16 protein-coding genes are annotated in these 24255 nt (G+C 42.1%); 5 read left to right on the top strand and 11 right to left on the bottom strand.

The annotated features are described in order from the left end of the window. Positions 1–38: 38 nt before the first annotated feature. The 4 genes from BUB08_RS05175 to BUB08_RS05160 all read left to right on the top strand — a co-directional run bounded on the left by BUB08_RS05175 (position 39) and on the right by BUB08_RS05160 (position 4535). Positions 39–2471 (top strand): glycoside hydrolase family 94 protein, encoded by a 2433-nt coding sequence (locus BUB08_RS05175; RefSeq protein ID WP_072999537.1) that lies wholly within the window; start codon positions 39–41, stop codon positions 2469–2471. 63 nt (positions 2472–2534) lie between these two features. Beyond that, entirely contained in the window at positions 2535–3239 is a 705-nt protein-coding gene (locus tag BUB08_RS05170; protein ID WP_072999536.1) for a 16S rRNA (uracil(1498)-N(3))-methyltransferase, read from the top strand. Between the two features lie 64 nt (positions 3240–3303). Further along, entirely contained in the window at positions 3304–3954 is a 651-nt protein-coding gene (locus tag BUB08_RS05165; RefSeq protein WP_072999534.1) for a DUF4159 domain-containing protein, read from the top strand. A 101-nt stretch (positions 3955–4055) separates the two neighbouring features. After that, the gene (locus BUB08_RS05160) at positions 4056–4535 is read left to right on the top strand and encodes a hypothetical protein (RefSeq protein ID WP_072999533.1); all 480 of its coding nucleotides are present in this window, start codon (positions 4056–4058) and stop codon (positions 4533–4535) included. A 106-nt stretch (positions 4536–4641) separates the two neighbouring features. Here BUB08_RS05160 and BUB08_RS05155 read toward each other — a convergent pair whose 3' ends face one another. The 9 genes from BUB08_RS05155 to BUB08_RS05115 form a co-directional block, all read right to left on the bottom strand. After that, the gene (locus tag BUB08_RS05155; RefSeq protein ID WP_175549951.1) at positions 4642–5802 is read right to left on the bottom strand and encodes a discoidin domain-containing protein; all 1161 of its coding nucleotides are present in this window, start codon (positions 5800–5802) and stop codon (positions 4642–4644) included. A gap of 84 nt (positions 5803–5886) precedes the next feature. Continuing rightward, a complete protein-coding gene (locus tag BUB08_RS05150; RefSeq protein WP_072999529.1) occupies positions 5887–7017 on the bottom strand; it encodes a SusE domain-containing protein in 1131 nt (376 codons plus the stop codon). An 11-nt stretch (positions 7018–7028) separates the two neighbouring features. Continuing rightward, the gene (locus BUB08_RS05145) at positions 7029–7958 is read right to left on the bottom strand and encodes an endonuclease/exonuclease/phosphatase family protein (protein ID WP_072999527.1); all 930 of its coding nucleotides are present in this window, start codon (positions 7956–7958) and stop codon (positions 7029–7031) included. Positions 7959–8023: 65 nt separating this feature from the next. After that, a complete protein-coding gene (locus BUB08_RS05140; RefSeq protein WP_072999525.1) occupies positions 8024–9922 on the bottom strand; it encodes a RagB/SusD family nutrient uptake outer membrane protein in 1899 nt (632 codons plus the stop codon). A gap of 12 nt (positions 9923–9934) precedes the next feature. Beyond that, positions 9935–13267, bottom strand: a complete 3333-nt coding sequence (locus tag BUB08_RS05135) for a TonB-dependent receptor (protein WP_072999883.1) — start codon at positions 13265–13267, stop codon at positions 9935–9937. A 183-nt stretch (positions 13268–13450) separates the two neighbouring features. Continuing rightward, positions 13451–14635, bottom strand: a complete 1185-nt coding sequence (locus BUB08_RS05130) for a FecR family protein (protein ID WP_072999523.1) — start codon at positions 14633–14635, stop codon at positions 13451–13453. 44 nt (positions 14636–14679) lie between these two features. Further along, on the bottom strand, positions 14680–15294 hold the full coding sequence (locus tag BUB08_RS05125; RefSeq protein ID WP_072999522.1) for an RNA polymerase sigma factor: 615 nt from the start codon (positions 15292–15294) through the stop codon (positions 14680–14682). A gap of 241 nt (positions 15295–15535) precedes the next feature. Further along, entirely contained in the window at positions 15536–17188 is a 1653-nt protein-coding gene (locus BUB08_RS05120; RefSeq protein ID WP_072999520.1) for a diphosphate--fructose-6-phosphate 1-phosphotransferase, read from the bottom strand. 113 nt (positions 17189–17301) lie between these two features. Beyond that, positions 17302–18375, bottom strand: coding sequence for a CNNM domain-containing protein (locus BUB08_RS05115; RefSeq protein ID WP_072999518.1), 1074 nt, complete (start codon positions 18373–18375; stop codon positions 17302–17304). A gap of 354 nt (positions 18376–18729) precedes the next feature. Here BUB08_RS05115 and BUB08_RS05110 point away from each other — a divergent pair, with 354 nt between their 5' ends. Next, positions 18730–20799: a prolyl oligopeptidase family serine peptidase gene (locus BUB08_RS05110; protein WP_072999881.1), complete on the top strand. Its 2070-nt coding sequence runs from the start codon at positions 18730–18732 to the stop codon at positions 20797–20799. A 219-nt stretch (positions 20800–21018) separates the two neighbouring features. On the opposite strand, the gene BUB08_RS05105 is transcribed toward BUB08_RS05110, so the two are convergent. Together BUB08_RS05105 and BUB08_RS05100 are read right to left on the bottom strand one after the other, a co-directional pair. After that, entirely contained in the window at positions 21019–22068 is a 1050-nt protein-coding gene (locus BUB08_RS05105) for an NAD(P)/FAD-dependent oxidoreductase (protein WP_072999517.1), read from the bottom strand. Next, positions 22055–24091 (bottom strand): thioredoxin domain-containing protein, encoded by a 2037-nt coding sequence (locus tag BUB08_RS05100; protein WP_072999514.1) that lies wholly within the window; start codon positions 24089–24091, stop codon positions 22055–22057. Before BUB08_RS05100 ends, BUB08_RS05105 begins: the two co-directional genes overlap by 14 nt. Positions 24092–24255 lie beyond the last annotated feature (164 nt).

Raw genomic sequence — 24255 nt, 5'->3', positions numbered from 1 at the left:
AGCGCTAAATTTGTTATTATTAACAAACTAAGCGTAAAATGAAATTCGGCCTTTTCGACGACCAAAACCGCGAATATGTTATTACCCATCCGCAAACTCCGTGGCCCTGGATCAACTATTTGGGCAACGATGATTTTTTCAGCCTGATATCCAACACGGGGGGCGGATATAGTTTTTACAAAGATCCGCGATTCAGGCGAATCACCCGTTTCAGGTACAACAATGTACCCATAGACGATAACGGGAAATATTTCTACATTAAAGAGAACGATACGGTTTGGTCGCCGGGCTGGAAACCGGTAAAAACTCCCCTCGACGGCTACCAGTGCCGGCACGGACTCGGCTATTCGAAAATTACAGGAGAAAAAAACAGCCTGGTGGCAGAAGTAACGTACCTGGTTCCACTGGGTGTTTCTGCCGAAATTCAGCGGATAAAACTGCAAAACCGGAGCACGGCGAAAAAAAATTTCAAGCTGTTTTCTTTTGTGGAATGGAACCTTTGGAATGCGCAGGATGACATGACCAACTTCCAACGCAACTACTCCATCGGCGAAGTTGAACTGGAAGGCGCTGCCATATTTCATAAAACAGAATACCGGGAGCGGCGTAACCACTATGCATTTTATGCTGCAAACCAAAATCCGGACGGATTTGATACCGATCGTGAAGCTTTCGTGGGGCTGTACAATTCCTATTCAGACCCGGATGTTGTGCGACAGGGAAAGGCTAAAAATTCGGTGGCGCACGGGTGGTCTCCCATTGCATCGCACTATTTTGAAATTGAACTTCAGGCCGGAGAAGAAAAAGAATTGATTTTCATTCTGGGTTATATTGAAAATGATGCGGATAACAAATGGGAATCGAAAGGAGTTATCAATAAAACAAAAGCCAACCAGCTGATACAAAAGTTCTCGACGTCAGAAAGCGTTGAGCAGGAACTTCAGCGGTTGAAAATATACTGGGACGAGCTGCTTTCAAATTTCCAGATTAAAAGCCACGACGAAAAACTTGACCGGATGGTAAATATCTGGAATCAGTATCAGAATATGGTCACTTTCAACATGTCCAGGTCGGCTTCTTATTTTGAATCGGGAATTGGCCGCGGAATGGGATTCCGGGACTCCAACCAGGATTTAATCGGGTTCGTGCATCTTATTCCGGAAAAGGCAAAAGAACGAATTCTCGACCTTGCAGCAACTCAACTTGAAGACGGTGGCGCCTGGCATCAATACCAGCCGCTCACAAAAAAAGGAAATGCTGATATTGGCGGAAATTTTAACGACGACCCGCTTTGGTTAATCCTGTCTACCACCATTTACATAAAGGAGACCGGAGATTTTTCGATATTGAACGAGATGGTTCCGTTCAACAACGATGCAACCAAAGCACAACCGCTGCTTGAACATTTAAACCGATCGTTTCTGCATGTAACCAATAACCTGGGGCCGCATGGCTTGCCGCTAATCGGGCGGGCCGACTGGAACGATTGCCTCAACCTCAACTGTTTTTCCAACAATCCCGACGAATCGTTTCAAACCACTGAAAACAAATCGGGTGACGTTGCCGAGTCGGTAATGATTGCCGGAATGTTTGTGCTTTACGGAAATGAATATGCAAAACTTTTAAATTTTATCGGCAAAACAGAAGAAGCCCAAAAAGCTGTTAAAGCTGTTGATGAAATGAAAAGTTCTGTTGAAAAATACGGATGGGACGGCGAATGGTTTTTGCGGGCGTACGACTTTTTCGGAAAGAAAGTGGGCAGTTGCGAAAACAACGAAGGGAAAATATTTATTGAGTCAAACGGCTTTTGTACCATGGCCGGTATTGGGGAGGAAAAAGGGTGGACCAGGCAGGCATTGCTGTCCGTAAAAAAGCACCTGGATTGCAAATATGGCATTGTTCTGAACAACCCGGCTTTTACCGAATACGACATCAGCAAAGGTGAAATTTCGAGCTATCCGGAAGGTTACAAAGAAAACGCAGGGGTGTTCTGCCACAATAATCCGTGGATAATGATAGGCGAAGTTTTGGAGGGAAACGGAGAGCAGGCATTTGAGTACTACAAAAAAATATGTCCTTCGTACCTCGAAGATATTAGCGACCTGCACCGAACCGAGCCGTATGTTTATGCGCAAATGATTGCCGGCAAGGATGCCTGGAAACCCGGCGAAGCAAAAAACTCATGGCTAACCGGCACGGCAGCCTGGAACTTTTTTGCCGTTTCGCAATATATTCTGGGAATTCAGCCCGACTACGACGGACTAATTGTTAACCCGTGCATTCCCAAAAAATGGGAAGGGTTCCGCGTTACCCGAAGGTTCCGGAATACCGAGTATCAAATTGAAGTTTTAAATCCCGACAGCGTTTCAAAAGGGGTGAAAATGCTGGTTGTCGACGGGCTTCAGATTGAAGGGAATAAAATTCCGGTTCAGAAAAAAAAGGTTTGCCAGGTAAAAGTTATAATGGGATAGCTTCGCGCTGCCACCACTTGCATGTCCCGATTTATTCTAAATTTGCAGCAAAATAGTTTTGTTATGCAGCTTTTTTTCGTACCCGGAGTACAAAACGATGAACTAATTTTTAATGAGACAGAATCGAAACACGCGGTAAAAGTGTTGCGGCTCGGAAAGGGAGATCAGGTACAGGTTATAGATGGAACCGGCGGATTTTACCTTGCAGAAATTGTTGACCCAAATCAAAAAAAATGCAGGCTTTCGGTATTAAAAACTCAAAAAGAATACGGGAAACGCAATTTCAATTTACACATTGCAATTGCGCCCACTAAAAATACCGACAGGCTGGAATGGTTTCTCGAAAAAGCTACAGAAATAGGAATCGACCAAATAACGCCGTTGTTGTGTGAACACAGCGAACGAAAAAGCATTAAGCCGGATCGCTTTGAACGAATCCTCATTTCGGCAATGAAACAGTCGGTAAAAGCTTACCTTCCGCAACTGAACACGCTAACTTCGTTTAGCGACTTTGTAAACACATGCACGGCATCTCAGAAATTCATTGCCCATTGCTACGAAGGCGAAAAACCTCATTTAAAAAATGTGGTAGCAGAAGGCGAAAGCGTTGTTGTTTTGATTGGCCCCGAAGGTGATTTCAGTCCGGAGGAAGTTAATCAGGCCAAAGCAATAGGCTTTCAGGAAATTTCGCTTGGCAATGCCAGACTGCGAACCGAAACGGCCGGTGTTGTGGCTTGCCATATTGTTAATTTAATGAACGAAAAATGACAAACCCGGTCTCTTGTTTATTGCTATCAGCATAAGAATTGTATTTTTCAAAAAATCTGAGTCAATGAAAGCATTGTTCACTTTATTACTCTTGTCCTTTCTAACGATTGGAATTCATGCTCAACCGGTTAGAATCGGACTGGCAAAATACGGAGGAGGAGGCGACTGGTATGCAGACCCCACTGCGCTTCCCAACCTTATTGCATTTTGCAATCAAAACATAAAAACAACAATTTACGCAGAGCCTTCTACTGTTGAAATAGGAAGTTCCGAACTGTTTAACTTTCCGTTTGTCCATTTAACCGGTCACGGCAACATTGTTTTGTCTGAAAGCGAAGCAATGAATCTGCGGAGTTACCTCGATGCAGGAGGATTTCTACATGTTGACGACAACTATGGAATTGACGAATACTTCAGGCGGGAAATAAAAAAAGTTTTCCCCAATAAGGAGTTGGTGGAGCTGCCTCCCTCCCACCCGATTTTTCACCAGAAATATACGTTTAACGAAGGATTACCGAAAATTCACGAACACAACAATAAACGACCTCAGGCATTTGCTCTTTTCATCGAAGACCGGATGGTTTGTCTTTACACCTACGAGTCGGACATAAGCGATGGATGGGAAGATGAAGCCGTTCACAACGATCCGCCGGAACTCAGAGAAAAAGCTTTAAAGATGGGTGCCAACATTATATCATATGTTTTTAACCAGTAAGCTAAAGGATAAACATTAGCTCATAATTTTTCGGGGCCTAAAAACATTAAAAGCCTTTAAATGTTATAATTACCACAAATATTAATTTAAACAAAAAGAAGATGAGAAAACTATTATTTGTAGCGACGCTTTTTTTATTTGCAACTTTTGCGGCCAATGCTCAGGATTACAATACCGGAATCGGTTTTAGGGGCGGCTTGTCAAATGGGTTAACCGTTAAACATTTTATTGGCAGCAACAAAGCCATTGAAGGATTGCTGTCAACGCGCTGGCACGGATTTCATGTTACTGGCTTGTACGAAATACACGCACAGGCTTTCAACACTCCGCGACTAAACTGGTATTACGGGTTTGGCGGGCATGTAGGTTTTTGGGGAGACAACTACAAAAACCACCCGTGGTTTGATGACAATGGTTCTTCGCACACCGTAGTTGGGATTGACGGAATTATCGGGATTGAGTACAACATTGAAGCGATTCCGTTTAATATCGGCCTCGACTGGAAACCCGGATTTAACCTGATTGGCTACACCGGATTCTGGGGCGATGAACTGGCATTATCCGTTCGGTTTATTTTCTAAGCCAGATTAAGAAGAAAAAAATACAATTGGCAATAAAAAACCCGAAGCTCAAAAATGATGCTTCGGGTTTTTATTTTTAGTGCTTTTGAAACAAAATCCACACTACCTATCGATAACCATAAACCGACATTTCTCCAAAAACAGCAAATGTTTTAGAAGCCCGTTTACAGGTTAACCTAACGTACCGTCCTTTTGCAGGTGTGGGAAGCGGATACATTTGTTCTCCTTCCTTACCCCTGTTAAATTCTATTTTAAGCTGAGGATCTGTTTGTGTGAGATAATAATCATACGAAGTATTCCAGTCTTCGCCATCCAGACTAACAGCCACGGTATTGTCCCATGAACTATGCACTTTATCTCCCCATTTTCTTTCCAAGGATATTGCGGTTACTGTAACAACCTCTTTCAAATCGATAACAACATAATGCGGGTATACTGCTGCATCGCCTGAAATACGGCTTCTCCAGTAAGTTTCAGGATTTCCATCAATAAGATTTACCGCGCGGCCGTCTTCTTCAACTGTTTCTTCGGAAGATGCACTAACCGTCCAGGAGCTTTTCTCCAACTTTTCGACCAGATGTTTCGGAGTTGCGCTCAATGTTTTTGAAAAAGAACTTCCGTTTTCGCCGTTTTTAACGCTAACGGTAAACACAACTTCTACTTCAGCTGCCAACCCGGAAATAACCATTTCTTTCAGCACAGAAGCTGCATCGGCAGATTTCTCTATACTGTTACCCGAGGCATCGGTATAGCTTACCAAAATTGTTGCCGCCCGGTTATCCGGATTATCCCAAATAACTTTTGCGCTGTTAGCTGCACCATAAATATTAACGGTTTCCAATATTGCATCGTAAACATTTCCCTCCGTTTCGTCAGGTACTTCAGGAGTTAACGCTTTTCCTTTTACCGTTTTTTCTTCGGAACGTTCTCCGGTGCCATTAAAAACGGTTACCCCGAATTTATATACTTTCTGATCAGCAACCGGAATTTCTACGGTACTTCCAGATTCGGTGCCCGGTTCAACTTTCAGGGTCTCTGTTTGGTCTTCCTTCTCAAACTCTACTTCCACATAATATGTTCCGCCATCAATTGACGGGTTTTTCCACGAAAGTGTAATCATATCTTCACCAGACTCGGCGCGAAGCTGATTAACCGCAGGCAAAGTATATACAGCAATCTCCTCTTCCTCGCTATCGGAACAAGCAACAAAAACCTGGCAGAACGAGGCTATTACAACAATGACAAATAATTTATATAATGACTTCATAATTTTTGAATTAATGTGAATATGATAGTTATTACCCAAAGAGAAAAGTGATTCCCTTCGAAAAAAATTCCAGTAATTCATTTTCTAGTTAATCTTTTCGAAATTCACTCGTAAGCTCTTCGTATCCAGCGAAATTTTGTAAGTTCCTGCCTCTTCGTCTTTCACTCTCCACTTAAAATCAGGACTTATGGCTACCTGAGCATCCAGATCTGTTACAATAGAACCGTTGGGAATCAACGGTCTGAAAGTCGGACACCAGCTGTTCTCTTCCGTTTCAAACTTAAGCTCCCCTGACTTGAGCTCCATTGTTACCTCGAAAACATCGGGGCGCGTAATGTTCCAATCCAGAGGCAAGTAACTTCCCCAACCGGCAGGTGTTGCGCTACCGCGAATGTAAACACGCTGAAAGCCGGTCTTCTCACATACAATTTTCAAATTACGCCGATAGACAACAACGCTGTAAATGCCATCTTCGGGCACAACAAAAAGGTTGTCTGGCTGCTCTTCTGAGTCTCTGAGAACCATTGTTCCGTCGCCCTCGCCTTTATTAAAAGATGGAAGCGCGTTACCAATCTCCTGCAAAATTTTAAAACTTCCGGCGTTTAAATTGCCACGCCAGCGGTACTTGTTTTTCGATTCCAACTCTTCCAGCTCAATGCCCCTATTCAAATCCCATCCGGAAGGAGTAGCATCGCCAACGAGAAACAGCGGATAAGGCTGGTGTTTATAACCTTTTACAACAAAATTTATCGTGGAGTAATCGGGTTTCAGAAATTTATCTTCGGAGTTAGCTTTGGCTATTACCCGCACCGAGAATTCGATGTTTTCGCCCAGGGGTTCCTTCCAATGATTTTCTATTAAATCGTTCAACTCCTTTGTAGTAAAACTTTTGAAGAATATACCCTCCGGCATTTCTTCTGTTTCCAAAGCAGTTGTAAAATCTCCGTTAGCTACATCCACCTTAAAAAGGTAAGTAAGCGAGCTGTTCAATCCACGATCGCGACCGGGCTCCCATGTAAAAAGTATGGCCTGCCGGTCGTCGTAATCCTGATCCAGAATAATTGTATCCTTTGATACTTCCAGCTTCAACGGATTTCCGGTTGTTATATTTGTTTCGTCAATACCTTCTAAATCATCTTTTTCGCACGAGAAACAAAAAAAGGAAATAAAAGCGATAACAGCGGGTATTAAGTATTTATGGTTATTCGTTATCATAATTTCTGATTTTATAATTCGGCTTTAATAAGTACAGGGAAATGATCAGATGAAAACTCCCCTTCTGTTATATCGTCATTCAGCACTCCGTATTCCAACACATCTATTTCAGCAGAAACAAAAATGTAGTCGATTCGATGTGTTGTTTTCCCGTCGAGGTTATACCCGTGGTATGTGCCTTCGGTTCCGTACACCGGAGTAGATGACACATTTCTAGCATCCCAAAGCATTTTCGATTCAGACAACAGAACTATGGACTCCTCGTCGGGTAAAGCATTGAGGTCTCCGCTAAAAAACGCTGGGGTATCTCCGGCAATCTCTTCAATCTTTTTCAACACCAGTTTTGAAGATTCTTTGCGGGCAATTTTTCCCTTGTGATCGTAGTGGGCATTAAAAAAGAAAAATACCTTTCCGGTTTCTTTTTCCCTGAACTTTCCCCAGGAACATACTCTTTTTATGGTAGCATCCCAGCCGGAAGAAGGTACTTCAGGCGTTTCAGACAACCAAAAATCTCCTTTGTCGAGCACTTCAAATTTCTGGTTCTGGTAGATAATAGCAGAGTGTTCTCCTTTAGATTGGCCGTCATCGCGACCTACACCAATATAACTGTAGTTTCCGGCTTGCAATACATCTTCCAGTTGATTTTTGAAACACTCTTGTGTTCCGATTATATCAAAATTATGTTTCTTAATAATTTTTATCGCCCACGCTCTTCTGTTTTCCCAGGCTTTCTCCTCCTGATCAGCAGAGGTCTGCATTCTCAGGTTGTAAGTAGCTGCATTTATTTTAAGCGTGCTCTCTTTCTCCGGTTTTTCAACATCCGGCTTTTCTTCTTCGATACTATTTATTGAACCTGCCCTGCAGGACAACAATAACGGTTCTGACGACAACAGAACGTTTAGCATCAAAATGTAGTAAATCAGATTTCTTTTTATTTTCATTACGTTGAATATTTAAAAGCCCTGGCAGTTCTGAAGGTCAAAACTGCCAGGCTGTACATTTGTTCCTACCAAAATTTATTCTGTACCAGATTGGGGTTGTTATCGATATAGTTTTGATATATCGGCCACAAATAATTTTTCTTTTCGAAAGGGCGGTACATATAAGTTGTTCGGGTATAAAAGTCGTTATTCGAAGAGCTGCGATTCATACCTGTAATGGGCTGTTTAAACAACTCAACTCCAATTTTCCACCTTCTGATGTCGTTGTATCTAACATCTCCTTCAATTGCGAATTCCACACGGCGCTCTTTCCTGATTACTTCTCTCATTGCTTCCTGTGTTGTCGGAGGAGTGACTTGCCCTGCTTCGTATCCGTACCCGGGAATTCCGGCTCTTTCTCTAATCAGATTAAGGTATTTAATAATATCAGGATTTCCGGGTTCTGATTCATTAAGCGCCTCTGCATAGTTTAGGTAGAACTCACCAAGGCGAAGAATGATTGACGGTTGGTACGGAACTTTTCCGTTCCTCGGATCAGATTCCGGATTTACTGCTTTTCTTGTTAAATAGCCACTCTGCGGGGAATCATGAGTCGGGCCACCGTCGAGTCCGTTATGTTTGAACTGGGTTTTTCTTCTGGCCTGTGGTATCCACTGGTTGTCGTGCCAAACAGTAATATAAAAACGAGGTTCGCGATTGGCGTACATATTAAATGTTCCTTCGTCTGAAACCAGCCCCTCGCGGGCACTTGCGCCGCCCATGTTATAAGCAGTGTTTTGGTAAATAATCTCCTTCGTGGTAAATCCCGATTCAGTATACCCCGATTCTGTATTGATTATCGGGTTTCCGGTTGCGTCGTATCCGTTTATGGGAGACAAACCATTTTTCATAAAAAACGCATCTACAAGATTCTGAGTAGAACCGTAATATCCTGAACCACCAACAAATCCGCGAGGATTACCAATCCCGTTGTACCATTTATAAGAGCTGGCTGCCCTGGAAAAAATAATTTCCTTGTTCTGGTTTCCTGTTGTGAGAAAAAGATTCTGGAAAGAAAGGAACGGGTCTATCTCACCGTTTTTATATTTTTCTGTATAAAGGCTGTAAATTCCGGTTTCTGCCAAATCCAAAAATTCCCGGGTTGCTGTTGCCGCCTTTTCCCATTTTTCGGCATTGTAAGTGGTGCTGAAAATAGCAGAACCGTCAGCATTTTTCATATCCGCAAAATCGGGATTTCCATTGAACAGCGGGCTGGCCGCATAAAGCCACATTCGTGCTCTGAGCGCCATGCAAACCCCTTTTGTTGGCCGCCCGAACATTTGGTCGGGGTTAGAGTATGTCGAAGGAAAAAAGCCAGCCAGTTCGAGATATTCTTTATCCAGCCATTCAACAATTTCGTCGTACGGTGTACGTGGCAACATCATGTCCATGATAGACGTGTTGGAAGGCACCAACTCGGTAACCAAAGGAAAAGGACCGTAGATTTCAAGCATCTTAGTATAATAAAACGCTATTAAAAACCGGGCTTCCATTTTCATTTGCTTTACACTTTCGGCGGTTAATCCCTGGTCTGGAAGAGTTTTCACATTATCTATAAAAAGAAGAGCGGATCTTACATCTTTATAGGTATTTGACCAAATATCAACAGGAGGCTTAACTGTTGGGTTAACCCCGCCCTGATTGTTTGCAACAATCCATTTCCAGTAATCGTTAAACTGCCCCATGGCAATGGCTATCTGGGCATCGTCGGAGAAAAAAGTGCAACCCCATTTCCGGGGATAATCCATAAGTGCATCTGGTACTTTATTGTAAATTCCGGCCAGCCACTCTTCTGTGCGCAGTTTGTCATTAAAGACCATTTCAAGTGTAAGGGCATCGTCCGGCTCTTTATCCAGAAAGTCTTCACACGAAGACAGCGACAACAGTATTACTAAAATTAATATTATAGAAGATGTATATTTCATAATGACTTTGAATTAAAAAGTAAGTTCAACACCTGCAGAAAATATTTTTTGAAGCGGATACTTCAGTCCGTTTTGGGAACCGATTTCCGGATCCCACAGTTTGAATTTGGAGAAAGTAAGCAAGTTACTCCCCCTCAAAAAGAAGCGGGCATTTCTTAACGATGCGGTTCTGAGCTTATTTTTTGACAAACTGTAACCTATCTCCATATTTTTCAACCTCAAATACGATGCATCTCTTATCCACCAGGTTGAATAGCGCATGTTATTTGCGCTTTCTATGTTTGAAAGACGGGGCCAGAATACGTCCTGACTGGGATTTTCAGGAGTCCAGCGGTCGTCAACATTCGCATAAATATTACCAACGCCGCCGCCGCCACTTCCGGGAATAAGAGTTGCGCCGTGTAACATATTGGTAAAGTTTCCTGCTCCCTGGAAAAACAGTCCACCATCGATATTTTTATACTTCATATTAAACCCGAAACCATACACTATTTCAGGCACGTAAGGCTTTCCGATGGGTGTTTCATCAAAAGAGTCTATCTTTTCGTCGTCGTTCAAATCCTTGTATTTTATATCACCGGGTTTAACCACTCCGAATTTAGGTTCGGGTAACTCCGGTTTCAAAATTCCTTTTAACGGATCTACAAAATCATCTTCGGTATAAAGACCTTCGGCAATTAACCCAAAATGCTGGTTCAGCGACTGGCCTGTTCTGGCTCTTGTTGTAGCTTTTAAAGCATCGGGTTCATCATACTCGGTAATTTTGTTTCGGGCAAAAGTGAAGTTTGCTTTTGCCGAAATAAACCAGTCTCTCCTAAACTGATGATTCACTACCAGGTCAGTTTCAATTCCCTGGTTTTCTACTTTTCCAAAGTTAGCATAGGGCATTTCGTTGTACCCGGCCAATTCGGGAATGGTTTTACGCTGCATAAAAATATTATCGCGGAATTCTTTAAACAGATCCACTTGCAGATTAATTGATTCCCAAAAACCGGCTTCGAAACCGATATTAATTTTTTCGGCAGTTTCCCAGGTCATGTTTTCAATTCCGAAATCGCCTTCGCGCCATCCCTGTCCATATTTAAAATTTTCTGTATAACCGAAGTTATAACCGCCTGAACTTTCAATTGTAGAAATGTATGCAAAACGCCTGTTATTCACAATCTGGTCGTTACCAACCAGTCCCCACGACCCTCTAATCTTCAGCTTGGAAATAAAGTCTTCAAACGGTTTCATAAACTCCTCACTGGAAACCATCCAACCAAGGGCAAACGACGGAAAAAATCCAAAACGATATCCTCGTTTAAAGTTTTCAGAACCATTGTATCCAAAGTTGAATTCAGCAAAATAAGTATCATTGTAACTGTATGCGGCACGGCCGGCAATACCGGTAGTACGGTATGGCAATGCCAATATTGAATTACTTGCATCCTGAACAACATGATCTCTCATATTGTAAAGCAAAAGCCCGTCGACATTATGTACGTGGTTAAAACGGCGTAGATAATTCATCCGTCCTTCGAAGTAGATTGTTCTGTCGCCGCCGGAGCTTCTGGAATATCCAAGAAACTCGCCGCCCTGATCAATCATGGTAGTAATCAACTCACCTTCTTCGTTTCTTCCGGTAGCTAAAAAAGAACGCGGAGTTTTGGTACGGCTCTGGGTGTGTCTGTTAAACGCATCGAACGATGCCAACATACTGGCTTTTAACCCGGTCAAAGGAGACCACAGCATCCCAACATCCTGAGTAACATTTACAGAAGTTTCCAGGTTACTGTCGAACCTTTTCTGGTAGCCGGTTTGAGTAGCGTCGGCCCAGGGATTGTAACGGGCAGCAACTTTTGGAATTTGCCCGTTTGAATAAATAACCGGGTGATAATTGGGAGGAGTGTCCATTGAGTGCGAAAGTATTGTACTTATGCCAACTCCTGGAGCATTACGATCTGTAATGTATCCACCGATACTTACTGCAATATTGGTTGACGAGGTAAGATCAAGGTCAACATTACTACGAACGTTGTATTTGTTCAACTTCAGCTGCGAATCGTAGTTCATTGCATCGTCTGTAACAATCATTCCTTTTTCAGAAAAATAGGAACCAATCAGACTGTACCTCAGCCGCTCGCTTCCACCATTTACATCTAAACTAATTCTGCCATTGGGGGCGTTATCTTTTGTAACAGCATCAATCCAGTTGACATTCGGATACAAATCGGTATCATACCCAATTCTTGTCCTTCTGATTGTTTCGTCAGAGTACAAAGCTCCCATCCCGGAAAGCTGCTGGGCATCGTTAATTACTTCCATGTATTTGGCAGCATCAACAAATTCCGGAAGCTTCGTCGGATTAGAAAAACCATAATCAGCCTTTACGGTAATAGTGGGCTTCCCTACTTTCCCCTTCTTAGTTTGAATCAGAATTACTCCATTTGCCCCTCTAACTCCGTAAACGGCAGTTGCTGTAGCATCTTTTAGTACCGAGAAGGATTCAATCTCTTCGGGAGAGATATTTCCGAGGCTGCGTTCTATTCCATCAATTAACACCAGCGGTTTTGCATTTGCACCAAAAGTGTTCATTCCGCGAATCCAAAAATCGGAATTGTCGTAACCCGGCTCGCCGCTGCGCTGAACAGCAATAACACCGGCAATCTGGCCGGCCATGCTATTGGTTAAAGAACGTGTTTGATTGGTCTGCAAAACAGTTGGTTTTACCGTTGAAATTGCCCCAATTACAGACTCTTTCTTTTGCTGTCCGTATCCAACCACAACAACTTCTTCGAGCCCGAGAACATCTTCATTTAAAACAACTTCAATGTTTTGTTGCCCGTTTACTTTTATCTCAACCGGTTTATAACCAATGTATGTAAATTTAAGTACCGAACTTTCTCCTGCAATGTTGTAAAGAGTAAAATTACCGTCAGCATTGGTTACGGTTATGTTGTTCGTTCCCAACTCCTGAACATTTACCCCGACTAACGGATAACCGCCGGAATCTTTAACAATACCGACCACCTTTAACGACGGCTGGTCGGCTTCTATCGAATTCTTTTTTGTGATGTAAACCTGCCTGTCATCAATAAGATAGGCGTTAGTGGTCCCTTCAAATAACCTATCCAATACTTCCTGAATAGGTTTATCTTTTACTTCGATGGAGATTTTACGGGTAGCATCTACAGTTCCATCGTAATAAAAAAACACATATTGACTGATACTTTCGATCTTCTCAAAAGCTTCTTCCAGCGTTTTATCATTAAGGTTTAATGACAATAATGTTGCCTGTGAATAAGATTTCGCTCCAAAACAAACACTCATTCCGACAGTCATGAAAAAAGCCATTAACTTCATAATTCTGAATAATTTTCTTTTATCAGCATGTAAGCTGCTGACAAATTGCACATTTATCATATTTTTGTAATGATTTTAGATTTTACTTTGGATATTAATTTAGAATCTCGACCGGGTGATACTGCAATATCATCCGGTTTTTTCATGCTAGTACTTTTTTCCTTCATTCATCCCATAGGCAAACTATTTAGTTAGATTTTCATTTATTTCATAAACATTATTTTTTAGCGACCACCGTATTGGAGCGGTTTTCGATAATCCGTTTAACACCCTCTCCAAATCCTCTTTTAAATCGAGCTTCCCCGTACATTTTAAAGCAGAGGCGGCAGGTGAAGCCGCTATTTCTTTTCCATAATAAAAAGCGAGGCGCTCCATTATTACGTCAAGTCTTTCTCTCCGAAACTGGTATAATCCATCTTTCCACAAAATGTAAGGAGATACATCTACCTGTTTTATTACATTCTCCCCTTTCTCGATAGAAAACATTTCCTGAGGTTTAAGAAGCGACTCGGTATTATCTGCCGTACTTATTTTCAACGCTCCCGATACCAGCACAACATCACGTTCTTCTCTTGTCTCGTAGGCATTCACATTAAATGAAGTGCCCAAAACAGTAATATCAAACGCATCTGTTTTAACAATAAAAGGGCGGGTGGCATCGCGAAATACATCCAGAAATATTTCTCCATCCACAAAAATTTCTCTTTTATCTGAAGCAAACTCGTCGGGATAAACAACCCGGGTTCTGGCATTTACCCACAGTTTTGTTCCGTCGGCAAGTGTCAGCTGTGTTCGCTTTCCTCGCGGAACAACTAACTGGCTGAATTGCACTTTTCGGGTAGGAGTCACCGCAGTCTCCTTCACGATAACGCTATCGATGGAGATACTTTTATTTTTCAGGTATTTTATTTCAGGGTTGTTCTTTTCAATAGGAATCCTTTTTTCTCCGGAAAGCAACAGTTCGATCTGCTCTGGTTCTTCTGCAGTTTTTATGATTTGGGCAACTTGTTTAACATCCGGCACTTCTTCTCTATGGTTGTAAAAAAAGAAGGACAAAACTACCAGAGCAGAAATGCATGCAGCAACAGCCGAATAGAAAATCCTTCTCTGCGAAATCCGATGATTTTTTTTATGGATTCTGACGTAGAGGTCATCAAGCTCCTTTTCTGTAAGCTCCGAACTATTTACGTTAATAGTTGTCAGAATCTGCCTGGCAAATTGATATTCGTTTTGATCTACTTTTCCATTCTGGAGTTGAGCGTTCCAGAAGGCATCATTTTTTTCTGAGGGTTTCTGTACAGACTGAATAAAAAAGTCGTCCTGAACAAAATCTTCAGCTGTATATTTCGAATAATCTCTACCTGACATTCTGCGTACTTTCCTTTATAAATGCAGAAATTTTACTTTTATACTCACCTACACAGAAAAAAATTAGAAAAACTGTAAAAAAAGAGTCCGCACACAACCGGAGACGCAAACTCAAGTCGCAATTTTTTTAAGGCCCGCTGTATCAGATTTTGTGCTGATTGGTAATTAATCCCCATCATTTGCCCAATTTCATCCAACGAAAGCTCTTCGATAAAACGATAATAAATAATCTCCTTTTGCCTGGGAGGAAGAACATTTAACATTCTCGCAATCTCTTCCAAACGGGCACGGGTTTCTTCATCATCTACGGCCTGGTTATTAACGGTGTAAGTCACCAAAAAAGAAGGGTTAAATTCAGCAAACGATACGTTTTTATCTTTTCGGAAAGCCTGGTAGAGCTCATTTTTCAGAGCCAGCATTAAATAAAAACGAACATTTGAGGTTGCTGCCAGATTTTTTCTGTTTTGAAATATCCGGACAAAAATATTCTGGATACAATCTTTTACCAGTTCCCTATCCGGAGAAAGCCGGCTGCCGAAAGAGAACAATTCATTCGCATACTTTTGGTACAACAGGGAATAGGCCTTCTCATTCCCCGAACGAACTTTATTCCAAAGCTCTTCGTTTTCTCCTGTTTTTGCTTCTGCTATCTCTTTCATACACTCGGCTCAACAAACTTTCACTATAACAAAGAAAATGCAATACAGCCAGGGGACACAACATTTTTCCCGTTTTACGTTTTGCACCGTCTATATCAATTTTATTATAATATTACTACAGCTATCAAAAAGCGCATTGTTGATGACGAAATACAAAAATACAAATATTAACCAACGACAAAAGAAAAAGGCCGTTCCGATAAACTCCGGGACGACCTTTTTAATTATGCTAATATTTTTATTAAGCTTTTTCGAGATTCAATGTTTCGGTAGGCTGATCACAAACATCTGCCGGGCCGAAATACTGAATTGGTCCCGGATAAATATACTGCGTTCCGTAGGCCCATTCGCCGCGTTTTGAAACGAAATATTTAAACGGTTTTCCATCCAGCTCAACCAGTGCTTTCTGAATAACCGGTTTCATGTGTCCGTGCCGTTTTTCCATGTTCATCATCATGGTAACCGGAACCCCGCCGGCAATCCATTTTTCTGCCGGAGCAGTCAAATTTCTTACCGATGACATGTAACCTGTTTTCCCTTCGGAAACAAGCAGTGACGCAGTGTAACCCAACGAGTAGCAATAATCGGCGTCAAAATTAGATGGCGCTGCACAACGTCCTTCGTAACCGAAGAAGTGGTACTGAGTGCTGAATTTTCCGGCAAATTCACCGGCTTTTTTCATGGCGCTCAATTTTTCGGCGACCATTTCTCCCAAAAGCTTTTCTGTTTCAATGAGCGAAACCTGAACGTTTCCGTGCGGGTCGCGGTCTAAAGTAAGCTGAGTTGCAATTCCTGCCGGTAATGATTTGAAAACGTTCGCTGAATCTTCACACAGGTGTGAGGCAACCCAATCCAAACGATGGCTTTTCCTCAGCATTTTAAATTCTTTTTCTGTATCTGTTCCTTCAGCCAGAAGGTCATTCAGTTCAGCAATCAGCTTTTTCATTTCAGGAACAAACTCAATCAATCCTTCGGGAATAAGCGCTACGCCAAAGTTTTCACCATTACCGGCACGGCGGGCTACAATAGCAGCCATATAATTCACGATATCGCTAAGTGTCTGTTTCTTTTCTGCTATTTCTTCTGAAATAAGGGTAATATTTGGCTGTGTTTTCAATGCACATTCCAGTCCGATGTGCGAAGCCGAACGCCCCATCAGTTTAATAAAGTGCCAGTATTTTTTTGCAGAATTGGCGTCGCGCTGAATGTTTCCGATCAGCTCTGAATAAACTTTTGTAGCGGTATCGAAACCAAAAGAAGTTTCAATCATTTCGTTTTTCAGGTCGCCGTCAATTGTTTTCGGGCATCCAATTACCTGAACACCTGCATTTTTCTGTGAATAGTATTCTGCCAAAACGCAAGCATTGGTATTTGAATCATCACCACCAATAATCACCAACGCATTCAATTTTAAATCTTTGGCTATTTCCAGCCCTTTGTCAAACTGCCATTCTTCTTCCAGTTTTGTACGTCCGGAGCCAATAATATCGAAACCGCCGGTGTTACGGTATTCATCGATAATTGCAGAGGTCAACTCAACATATTTGTGGTCTACCAATCCGCCGGGACCGCCCAAAAATCCGTACAATTTGCTTTCCGGGTTAATTTTTTTAATTCCGTCGAAAATACCGGAAATCACGTTATGTCCTCCGGGAGCTTGTCCTCCTGAAAGAATGACACCAACATTAACCGGTTCTCTGGATTCATCGGCTCCGCCTGCTTCAAAAGCAACCAAAGGCATTCCGTATGTATTGGGGAACAATTCTTCAATTTCTTTCTGGTCGGCAACTGATTCCGTTTTAGCTCCTTCAACCAGTTTAACTGCACCTTTTAACGATTGGGGAAGTTTTGGCTGATACTTGGCCCTTTCTTTCTGTAATGCGCTGATGTTCATATTCAAATGATTTAAATTTTTCAATAACTATTTCATCAAAAGTAATGCATTTTACCTGTATAAGCTATTGAAGAATTTTTTCCTCAGGCGATTTAAAGAAAACTTAAAAGGGGTCAGGATTTCAGACGCTGTTTATCTGTTCTTTTTTTCCATTTTTCCAGGGCCAGTTTTTGCATGTCTTCCACTTTGTCCGACTCATCAACGATTTCGAGCCCCAACAACGTTTCAAATAAATCTTCCATGGTAACAAGCCCTACCACACTGCCAAAATCGTCGGCAACCATTGCCAGATGCTCCCTGTTCAGAATAAGGGTGTCCATTAATTTGGCAACCGTAAAATCATCTTCCACAAACAAAATATCACGTTTAATTTCAGAAGCTTTCACCGAGTGTTTGTCCTGGGCAAGGTTTTCCAAAATATTGTCTTTCAAAATCAAACCAATAATATTATCGGGATGTTCCTGGTATACCGGGATACGTGAAAAAACCATTGGTTTCAGCTCCGAATATATTTCGCTCATGGTCTGCTCTTCGTCAATCATAATAATAACCGAGCGTGGCGTCATAATGTCGCGCACCTTCAGGTTTTCCAGTCGTAAAAGATTCTGTATTATCGATTTTTCTTCTTTGTCGAGGGCGCCGCTTTTCAGCCCCACATCGGCCATTGCAGCCAAGTCGGCCCGGCTGAATACACTTCGGCCTTTTTCGGTTTTTACCATGCGGGTAATTCCTTTGCTCATCCACACAAACGGAGCGAGAACAACCACCAAAACACGCAGTGAATTTACCGTAAAAGGGGTAAACTTCTGCCAGAAAATTGCCCCCAACGTTTTTGGAATTATTTCTGAAAGTATGAGAATCGACAGGGTCATTGCCGCAGCAATTATGGCTTCATAAGTGACGCTGAAAAATATCAGATCTACCTGATGTTTTCCAAACAACTTGCCAGCTTCCAGTCCAACTCCCAATGCACCAACAGTGTGGGCAAAAGTATTCAGAGTCAGAATTGCAGACAATGGCTTGTCAATATCTTCTTTCATTTTAGCGAGCAGGTTCCCGATGGATGGTTTTTCCGATTGCAACCTACTGATAAAAGACGGGGTATTGCTTAACAAAACCGCTTCCCACATCGAACAAAAAAAAGAAACAACAATGGATAAAGCAAAAAACAAAAATAGCGCTACCATATTATAGTGTTATGCTCCTTGGATGATACCTTTTTCGCTTTAATATTCAAACATATATTCATCTTCCGGCTTATATTCAAAGTACGAAAATATATATTTAATGCTTCATTTTAAAAACTATTTCCAAAAATCTGTTGTCTGGCTGATAATTTAATTTTAGCACCAATTTTTGTGTTAATTTATTACATTCGTACAAATTAAGTTACGCGACAAAAAACGGAGGCAGAGCGAATAAACAAACAGTATAAATGAAACACTTAAGTTCAAAAAGAATAAAAACAAATTCGCATTTGATCTAACTTTATTGGAGAATTACTGTTTAACAAAATGAGTATTCAACCAAAATATTACACAATGAAAAGAGTGATAAATTTGATTTTTTTGATGATGGCAACACAAATGATTATTGCCCAGGAAGCAGATCCTTATCAGTGGCTCGAAGAAGTAGAAGCCCCCAAAGCCCTTGAATGGGTTGAAGAATGGAACGACAAATCGATTGGAGTGATTTCGTCGCAACCCGGGTACAACGACATCTACGAGAAAAACCTCGATATTCTTAACTCCACAGATCGCATTGCGAATCCTGGAATATACGGGAAATATGTATACAATTTCTGGCAGGATCAGCAGTACCAGCGCGGAATATGGAGACGAGCCGAGTTAAAAAGTTACCTGAGCGGAACCCCTGACTGGGAAATTTTGCTGAACATTGACGAGCTTTCTAAAAAAGACGATGTAAAATGGGTTTTTAAAGGAGCAAGCGGGCTTTACCCCGATTACAACAAATTTCTGGTAACCCTTTCAAAAGGTGGCGGCGATGCAGCAATCGTTAAAGAATTTGATGTGCAGTCGAAAGCCTTTGTAGAAAACGGCTTTTTTCTTCCCGAAGCAAAGGGCGGAGCCAGCTGGATTGACGAAAACACATTGTTGGTTTCTACCGACTTTGGCGATGGAGTAACCACCTCGGGATACCCGATGCAGGTAAAAATATGGAAAAGAGGAACAAAACTGGAAAATGCGCAGGAAGTTTACAAGGGGCTGGAAACCGATATGGGAATCTGGGGATACGCACAACAGAACCCCGAAAAAGTTTACCAATTGATTACCCGTCGTACTTCTTTTTACTCTGGAGACTATTTATTTATTGAAAACGGGAAAGCAGTAAAACTGGACCTGCCCGACGACATTGAACTGAATACCATTTTTAATGGCCAGGTTATTTTTCAACTGAAATCGGCGTGGGATGTAAATAACAAGAGCTTTCAGCAGGGAGCGGTGATTAGCATTGACTACAATGATTTGCTTAACGGAAAAAGAAATTTCGAGCTGGTGGTTGAGCCGGGAGAACGTTCCAGCATCACTCAAATTTCTAACACAAAAGATCGTTTATTGGTAAATATGCTGGAAAACGTAAAAAGTGAACTCTATTCGTTCCGATTCGAAAACAAATGGGAAAAAGAAAAAATTAATGCTCCGGATTTTGGCAACATTTCGCTGGGGTCAACCGACGAGTTCAGCAACAAATTCTTTTTCTATTTCCAGAACTTTCTGGAGCCCAGCACCCTCTATTTCGGAGATGCTTCCTCAGGAGAAATCAGCAAGGTAAAATCGCTGCCGTCGTGGTTTCCCACAGAGAAATACGAAGTTCAGCAATTTGAAGCGGTATCGAAAGATGGCACACACATCCCCTATTTTGTGGCACACAGAAAGTCGATGAAACTTGACGGAAACAACCCCACGTTGCTTTATGCTTACGGAGGATTTGAGATTCCGCAACTGCCACGCTACTCTGCTGCTACCGGCGTTTCGTGGCTTGAAAAAGGCGGTGTTTATGTTCTTGCCAACCTGCGCGGCGGTGGCGAATTCGGGCCGCAATGGCACCAGGCAGGACTAAAAGAAAACCGGCAACTTGTTTTCAACGATTTTCATGCAGTGGCAGAAGACCTGATTGAACGCAAAATTACGTCGTCAAAAAAATTGGGAATTTACGGCGGAAGTAACGGCGGACTGCTTGTAGGGGTAGCGTTTACCCAACGCCCCGATTTGTATAATGCGGCGGTTTGTGCTGTTCCGCTACTAGACATGAAACGCTACAACAAGCTACTTGCCGGAGCAAGCTGGATGGCAGAATATGGTAATCCCGATATTCCAGAAGAATGGGAATACATCAAAAAATATTCGCCTTATCAGAATGTAAAAAAAGGCATGGATTACCCCGAAGTGTTCTTCACCACATCTACCCGCGATGACAGGGTTCACCCGGGACACGCGCGAAAAATGGTGGCAAAAATGAACGATTTGGGATATAAAATTTACTACTTCGAAAATACTGAAGGAGGGCACGCAGGAGCATCGACCAACGAACAACGGGCAAAAATGAATGCACTAATTTATTCCTACCTTCAAATGAAACTAATGGACTAAATCAGCAGTCAGCATTTCTGAAGCGACAATATCAGCAATTCTGACCTTACAAAATCAGCCTTTTGTCTAACAACACTTATTTGATTTTCGTGTATGTTTGTTTCATACAAATCTAGAACACGAAACCAGTTAGACGCTTAGAAGGTTATTGAGTAATCCCGGTATGACGCGCCGGGATTATTTTTTTGTCCGTTTTTTTACCTTACACTTTTCCAAAAATCATTTTAGAAATCTTTTTACATCTACCTCTTTATTAAGGCAATAATCGGTCGACATCAGAAAATTCATCATCTCCTTTGCGAAAAACGGCGCTAACATAACACCCTTTGTTCCCAGACCATTAAACACAAAAAGATTCGAAAAAACAGGATGCGCACCTAAAACGGGCCGGCGATCTGAAATGGTTGGACGTATTCCGGCAACATGTTCCAGAATAGAATAATCGACATTCACGAGCTTTTCAAACTTTTCTACAATCTGCTGCATCCCCTTTTCTGTGGGAGAAACAGACAAGTCGTTCCAGTCGTAAGTTGAACCGATTTTAAAGCACTGATTTCCCACGGGAAGGGCAAAAACATTTTTGTTCAGAATATATTTCTCTGACAAACCGGGAGCATGAATACGCAAAACTTCACCTTTGGCAGGAACAATTTTCACAAACCGAAAAAACGGATTCTCCAATAAACGGACTCCTTCGCAAAACACTATTTTCGCAGCCTGCACATTTTCCGTTTCAAAATACTTTTCTGCTGGATTTAAAGCATCGAAATCAAACACCGCTGGAATTAATAATCCGTTTTCCCTGAAATACTTGTCGGCGAGATTCAGAAATAATTTCAAATCCAAATAGCCGGAACCGTTTACAATTCCGTAACCGGCAGCAGGAACAAGGTTTTCCTCAGGGCCGTCATCTTCCACCGAAAGAATATATTTTGAAAATTCCGGTTCGGCTTTTCGCTGTATCCAAAGTGTTTTTTCCTCTTCCGACAACGGCTTTAATATGTTTTTACTAAATAGAAATTGCTGTCCCAGCAGCAACTCAATTTTCCTGTATGTGCTTTTCATAACAGGAAACAGATCGTCTACCAGCCAACTTTTTGTAAGCCGTTTAAAAACCAACGGGTTAAACATGCCGGCAGCAACTTCCGAAGAACGGGGTATTTCAGAAGAGGCAACAATTCTGAATTCCAGCTTGTTTTTCAACATTTCGAAAGCCAGTAGCGTTCCGGCAAGGCCATTGCCGACAATCAAAAACTCAACCTTTTTCATGCTCTCCATTTAGCAAATTGCGGGCATCTTTAACGTTTTCAACAGGCAACCGGCATGTTCCTTCACTACAAACATAAATCAGTGTTTTTCCGGGAACAAACCGGCCGTCGAACAACAACAGGTTGCTTTCCTCCTTTGCAAACGCACAAATTGCATGGGGCAAAAACCCTTCCTGCAATTCCAGAAATTTCTCATACGCATTTGCTCCGCTTAACACAACTTCATAAAAAGGCTCGGTTATTTTCAGCATCAGAGTTCCCCAGTTTGCAAAAGCCTGCGGATATTTGGGAAAGAGTGGCGTAACATGATGCAACATCTTTTTGGCCATAACCAGGTACTCTGCATTTCCGGTTAACAAACCGAAAGCGTGAAGATTATTGGACATCACCGAATTTGCCGCCGGAATTACATTGTCTTCATTCTGAAAAGAGTTGGATACAACTGCATTGGAATTTTTCGCCGAAAAGTAAAAAAGCCCGGACGACTCGTCGTAAAAGTGATTTACTGAATATTCCAGAATTTGCCCGGCACAATCGAGCCACTCCCGGTCGCCCGAAATTTCAAAAAGCGAAATAAAAGCCCGGGCAACAAGTGCGTAATCTTCCAAAAATCCGGCAATAGTGCTCTTCCCCTTTTTCCACAAGTGAAACAAATTACCGCCCTCTTTCATCATATTTTCTCTGATGAAACAGGCATTTTGCAAAGCCTGTGTTTTAAAACGTTCATCACCAAAAGCTTTATAAGCATCAGCCAGCCCTGTAATTGCCAGGGCATTCCACGAGGCCAGGGTTTTGTCGTCGAGCCCGGGCCTTTCCCTTTCCGAGCGCTGCTTCATCAGCAGTTTTTTCCACGCTGCCACCTTCTGCTCAAATTCTGAATACGTAAAACCTTTCTTCCGGGCAAACTCCTCCATACCCGTTTCACGCAACAGAATATAATTTCCCGTTTCCCAAAAACCTTTGGCATTCACATTAAAATATTCCGAAAACAGTTCAAAATCTTCCTTCAAGATTTCACGAAGCTCGCCTGATTTCCACACATAAAATTTTCCTTCCCCACCGTCGCTGTCGGCATCCAGCGAAGAATAAAATGCCCCTGACTCGTCGGTAAGTTCCCGCTCCAGAAACTGAGCGGTTTCATAAACAATTGTTTTAAACTCATCGCATTTAAAATACTGATAGGCTTTCGAATAAATACTGATTAACTGTCCGTTATCATAAAGCATTTTTTCGAAGTGCGGCACTTTCCATTTTTCGTCAACCGAATAGCGGGCAAAACCTCCGCCAAGCTGGTCGTAAATTCCCCCGCGCGCCATTTTCAAAAGTGACAATTTTACAAAATCCAGCACCTGCCTGTCTCTCTTTACAAATCCGAAAAACAACAGAAATTCGAGGTTCCCGGGCATTGGAAACTTCGGAAACCCCTGCCTTCCTCCGTTCTCCAAATCGAAACGTTCTTTCCAGTTTTCAACGCTTCGGGCAATCATCTGCTGTGTAGCCGGAATAATATTGTCAGCATTCGACGGCAGCAACGAACCGGAAATTCCCTGCTGCAAATTTTCTGCATATTCTCTCGTTTTATCCGGGTTCTCCTTCCAAAAACGGGCAACAGACAAAATGGTGTCAACCCAGGTTTCTTTCGGAAAATAAGTTCCTCCCCAAACAGGTTTTCCATCGGGCAGGGCTATCACATTAAGCGGCCAGCCACCCTGCAATCCCATCAGATGAACGGCTGTCATATAATACTGATCCACGTCGGGCCGTTCTTCGCGATCAACTTTTATGCATACAAACTCGCGGTTCATTGCCGCTGCCACCGTTTCATCTTCAAAACTCTCGTGCGCCATTACATGGCACCAATGGCATGCCGCGTACCCGATACTCACCAGCAGAAGTTTGTTTTCTTTTGCTGCATTCTCTATCAATTCTTCGCTCCAGGGTTGCCAATCAACCGGATTATGAGCATGTTGCAACAAATAAGGAGAGCTTGAATGAACCAATGCATTGGTATGAGACTCTTTCATTTTTTATCTGATTACCATTTTCTTATTTTCCAAACAATGCAAGCCTAATTAAGTTCTTTTGTATCGTCAGAACACTAGACACCGCTGTTCCCGGCAGGAGCATCAAAAAAAATAATTGCCGTTTTATTTGAAAGTCGTAACTTTCAGCCTGAATTTTAACTGCT

Origin of the sequence: Mariniphaga anaerophila (assembly GCF_900129025.1) — a bacterium.
GTDB lineage: Bacteria > Bacteroidota > Bacteroidia > Bacteroidales > Prolixibacteraceae > Mariniphaga > Mariniphaga anaerophila.
This window is presented reverse-complemented; position numbering and strand designations above follow the sequence as displayed.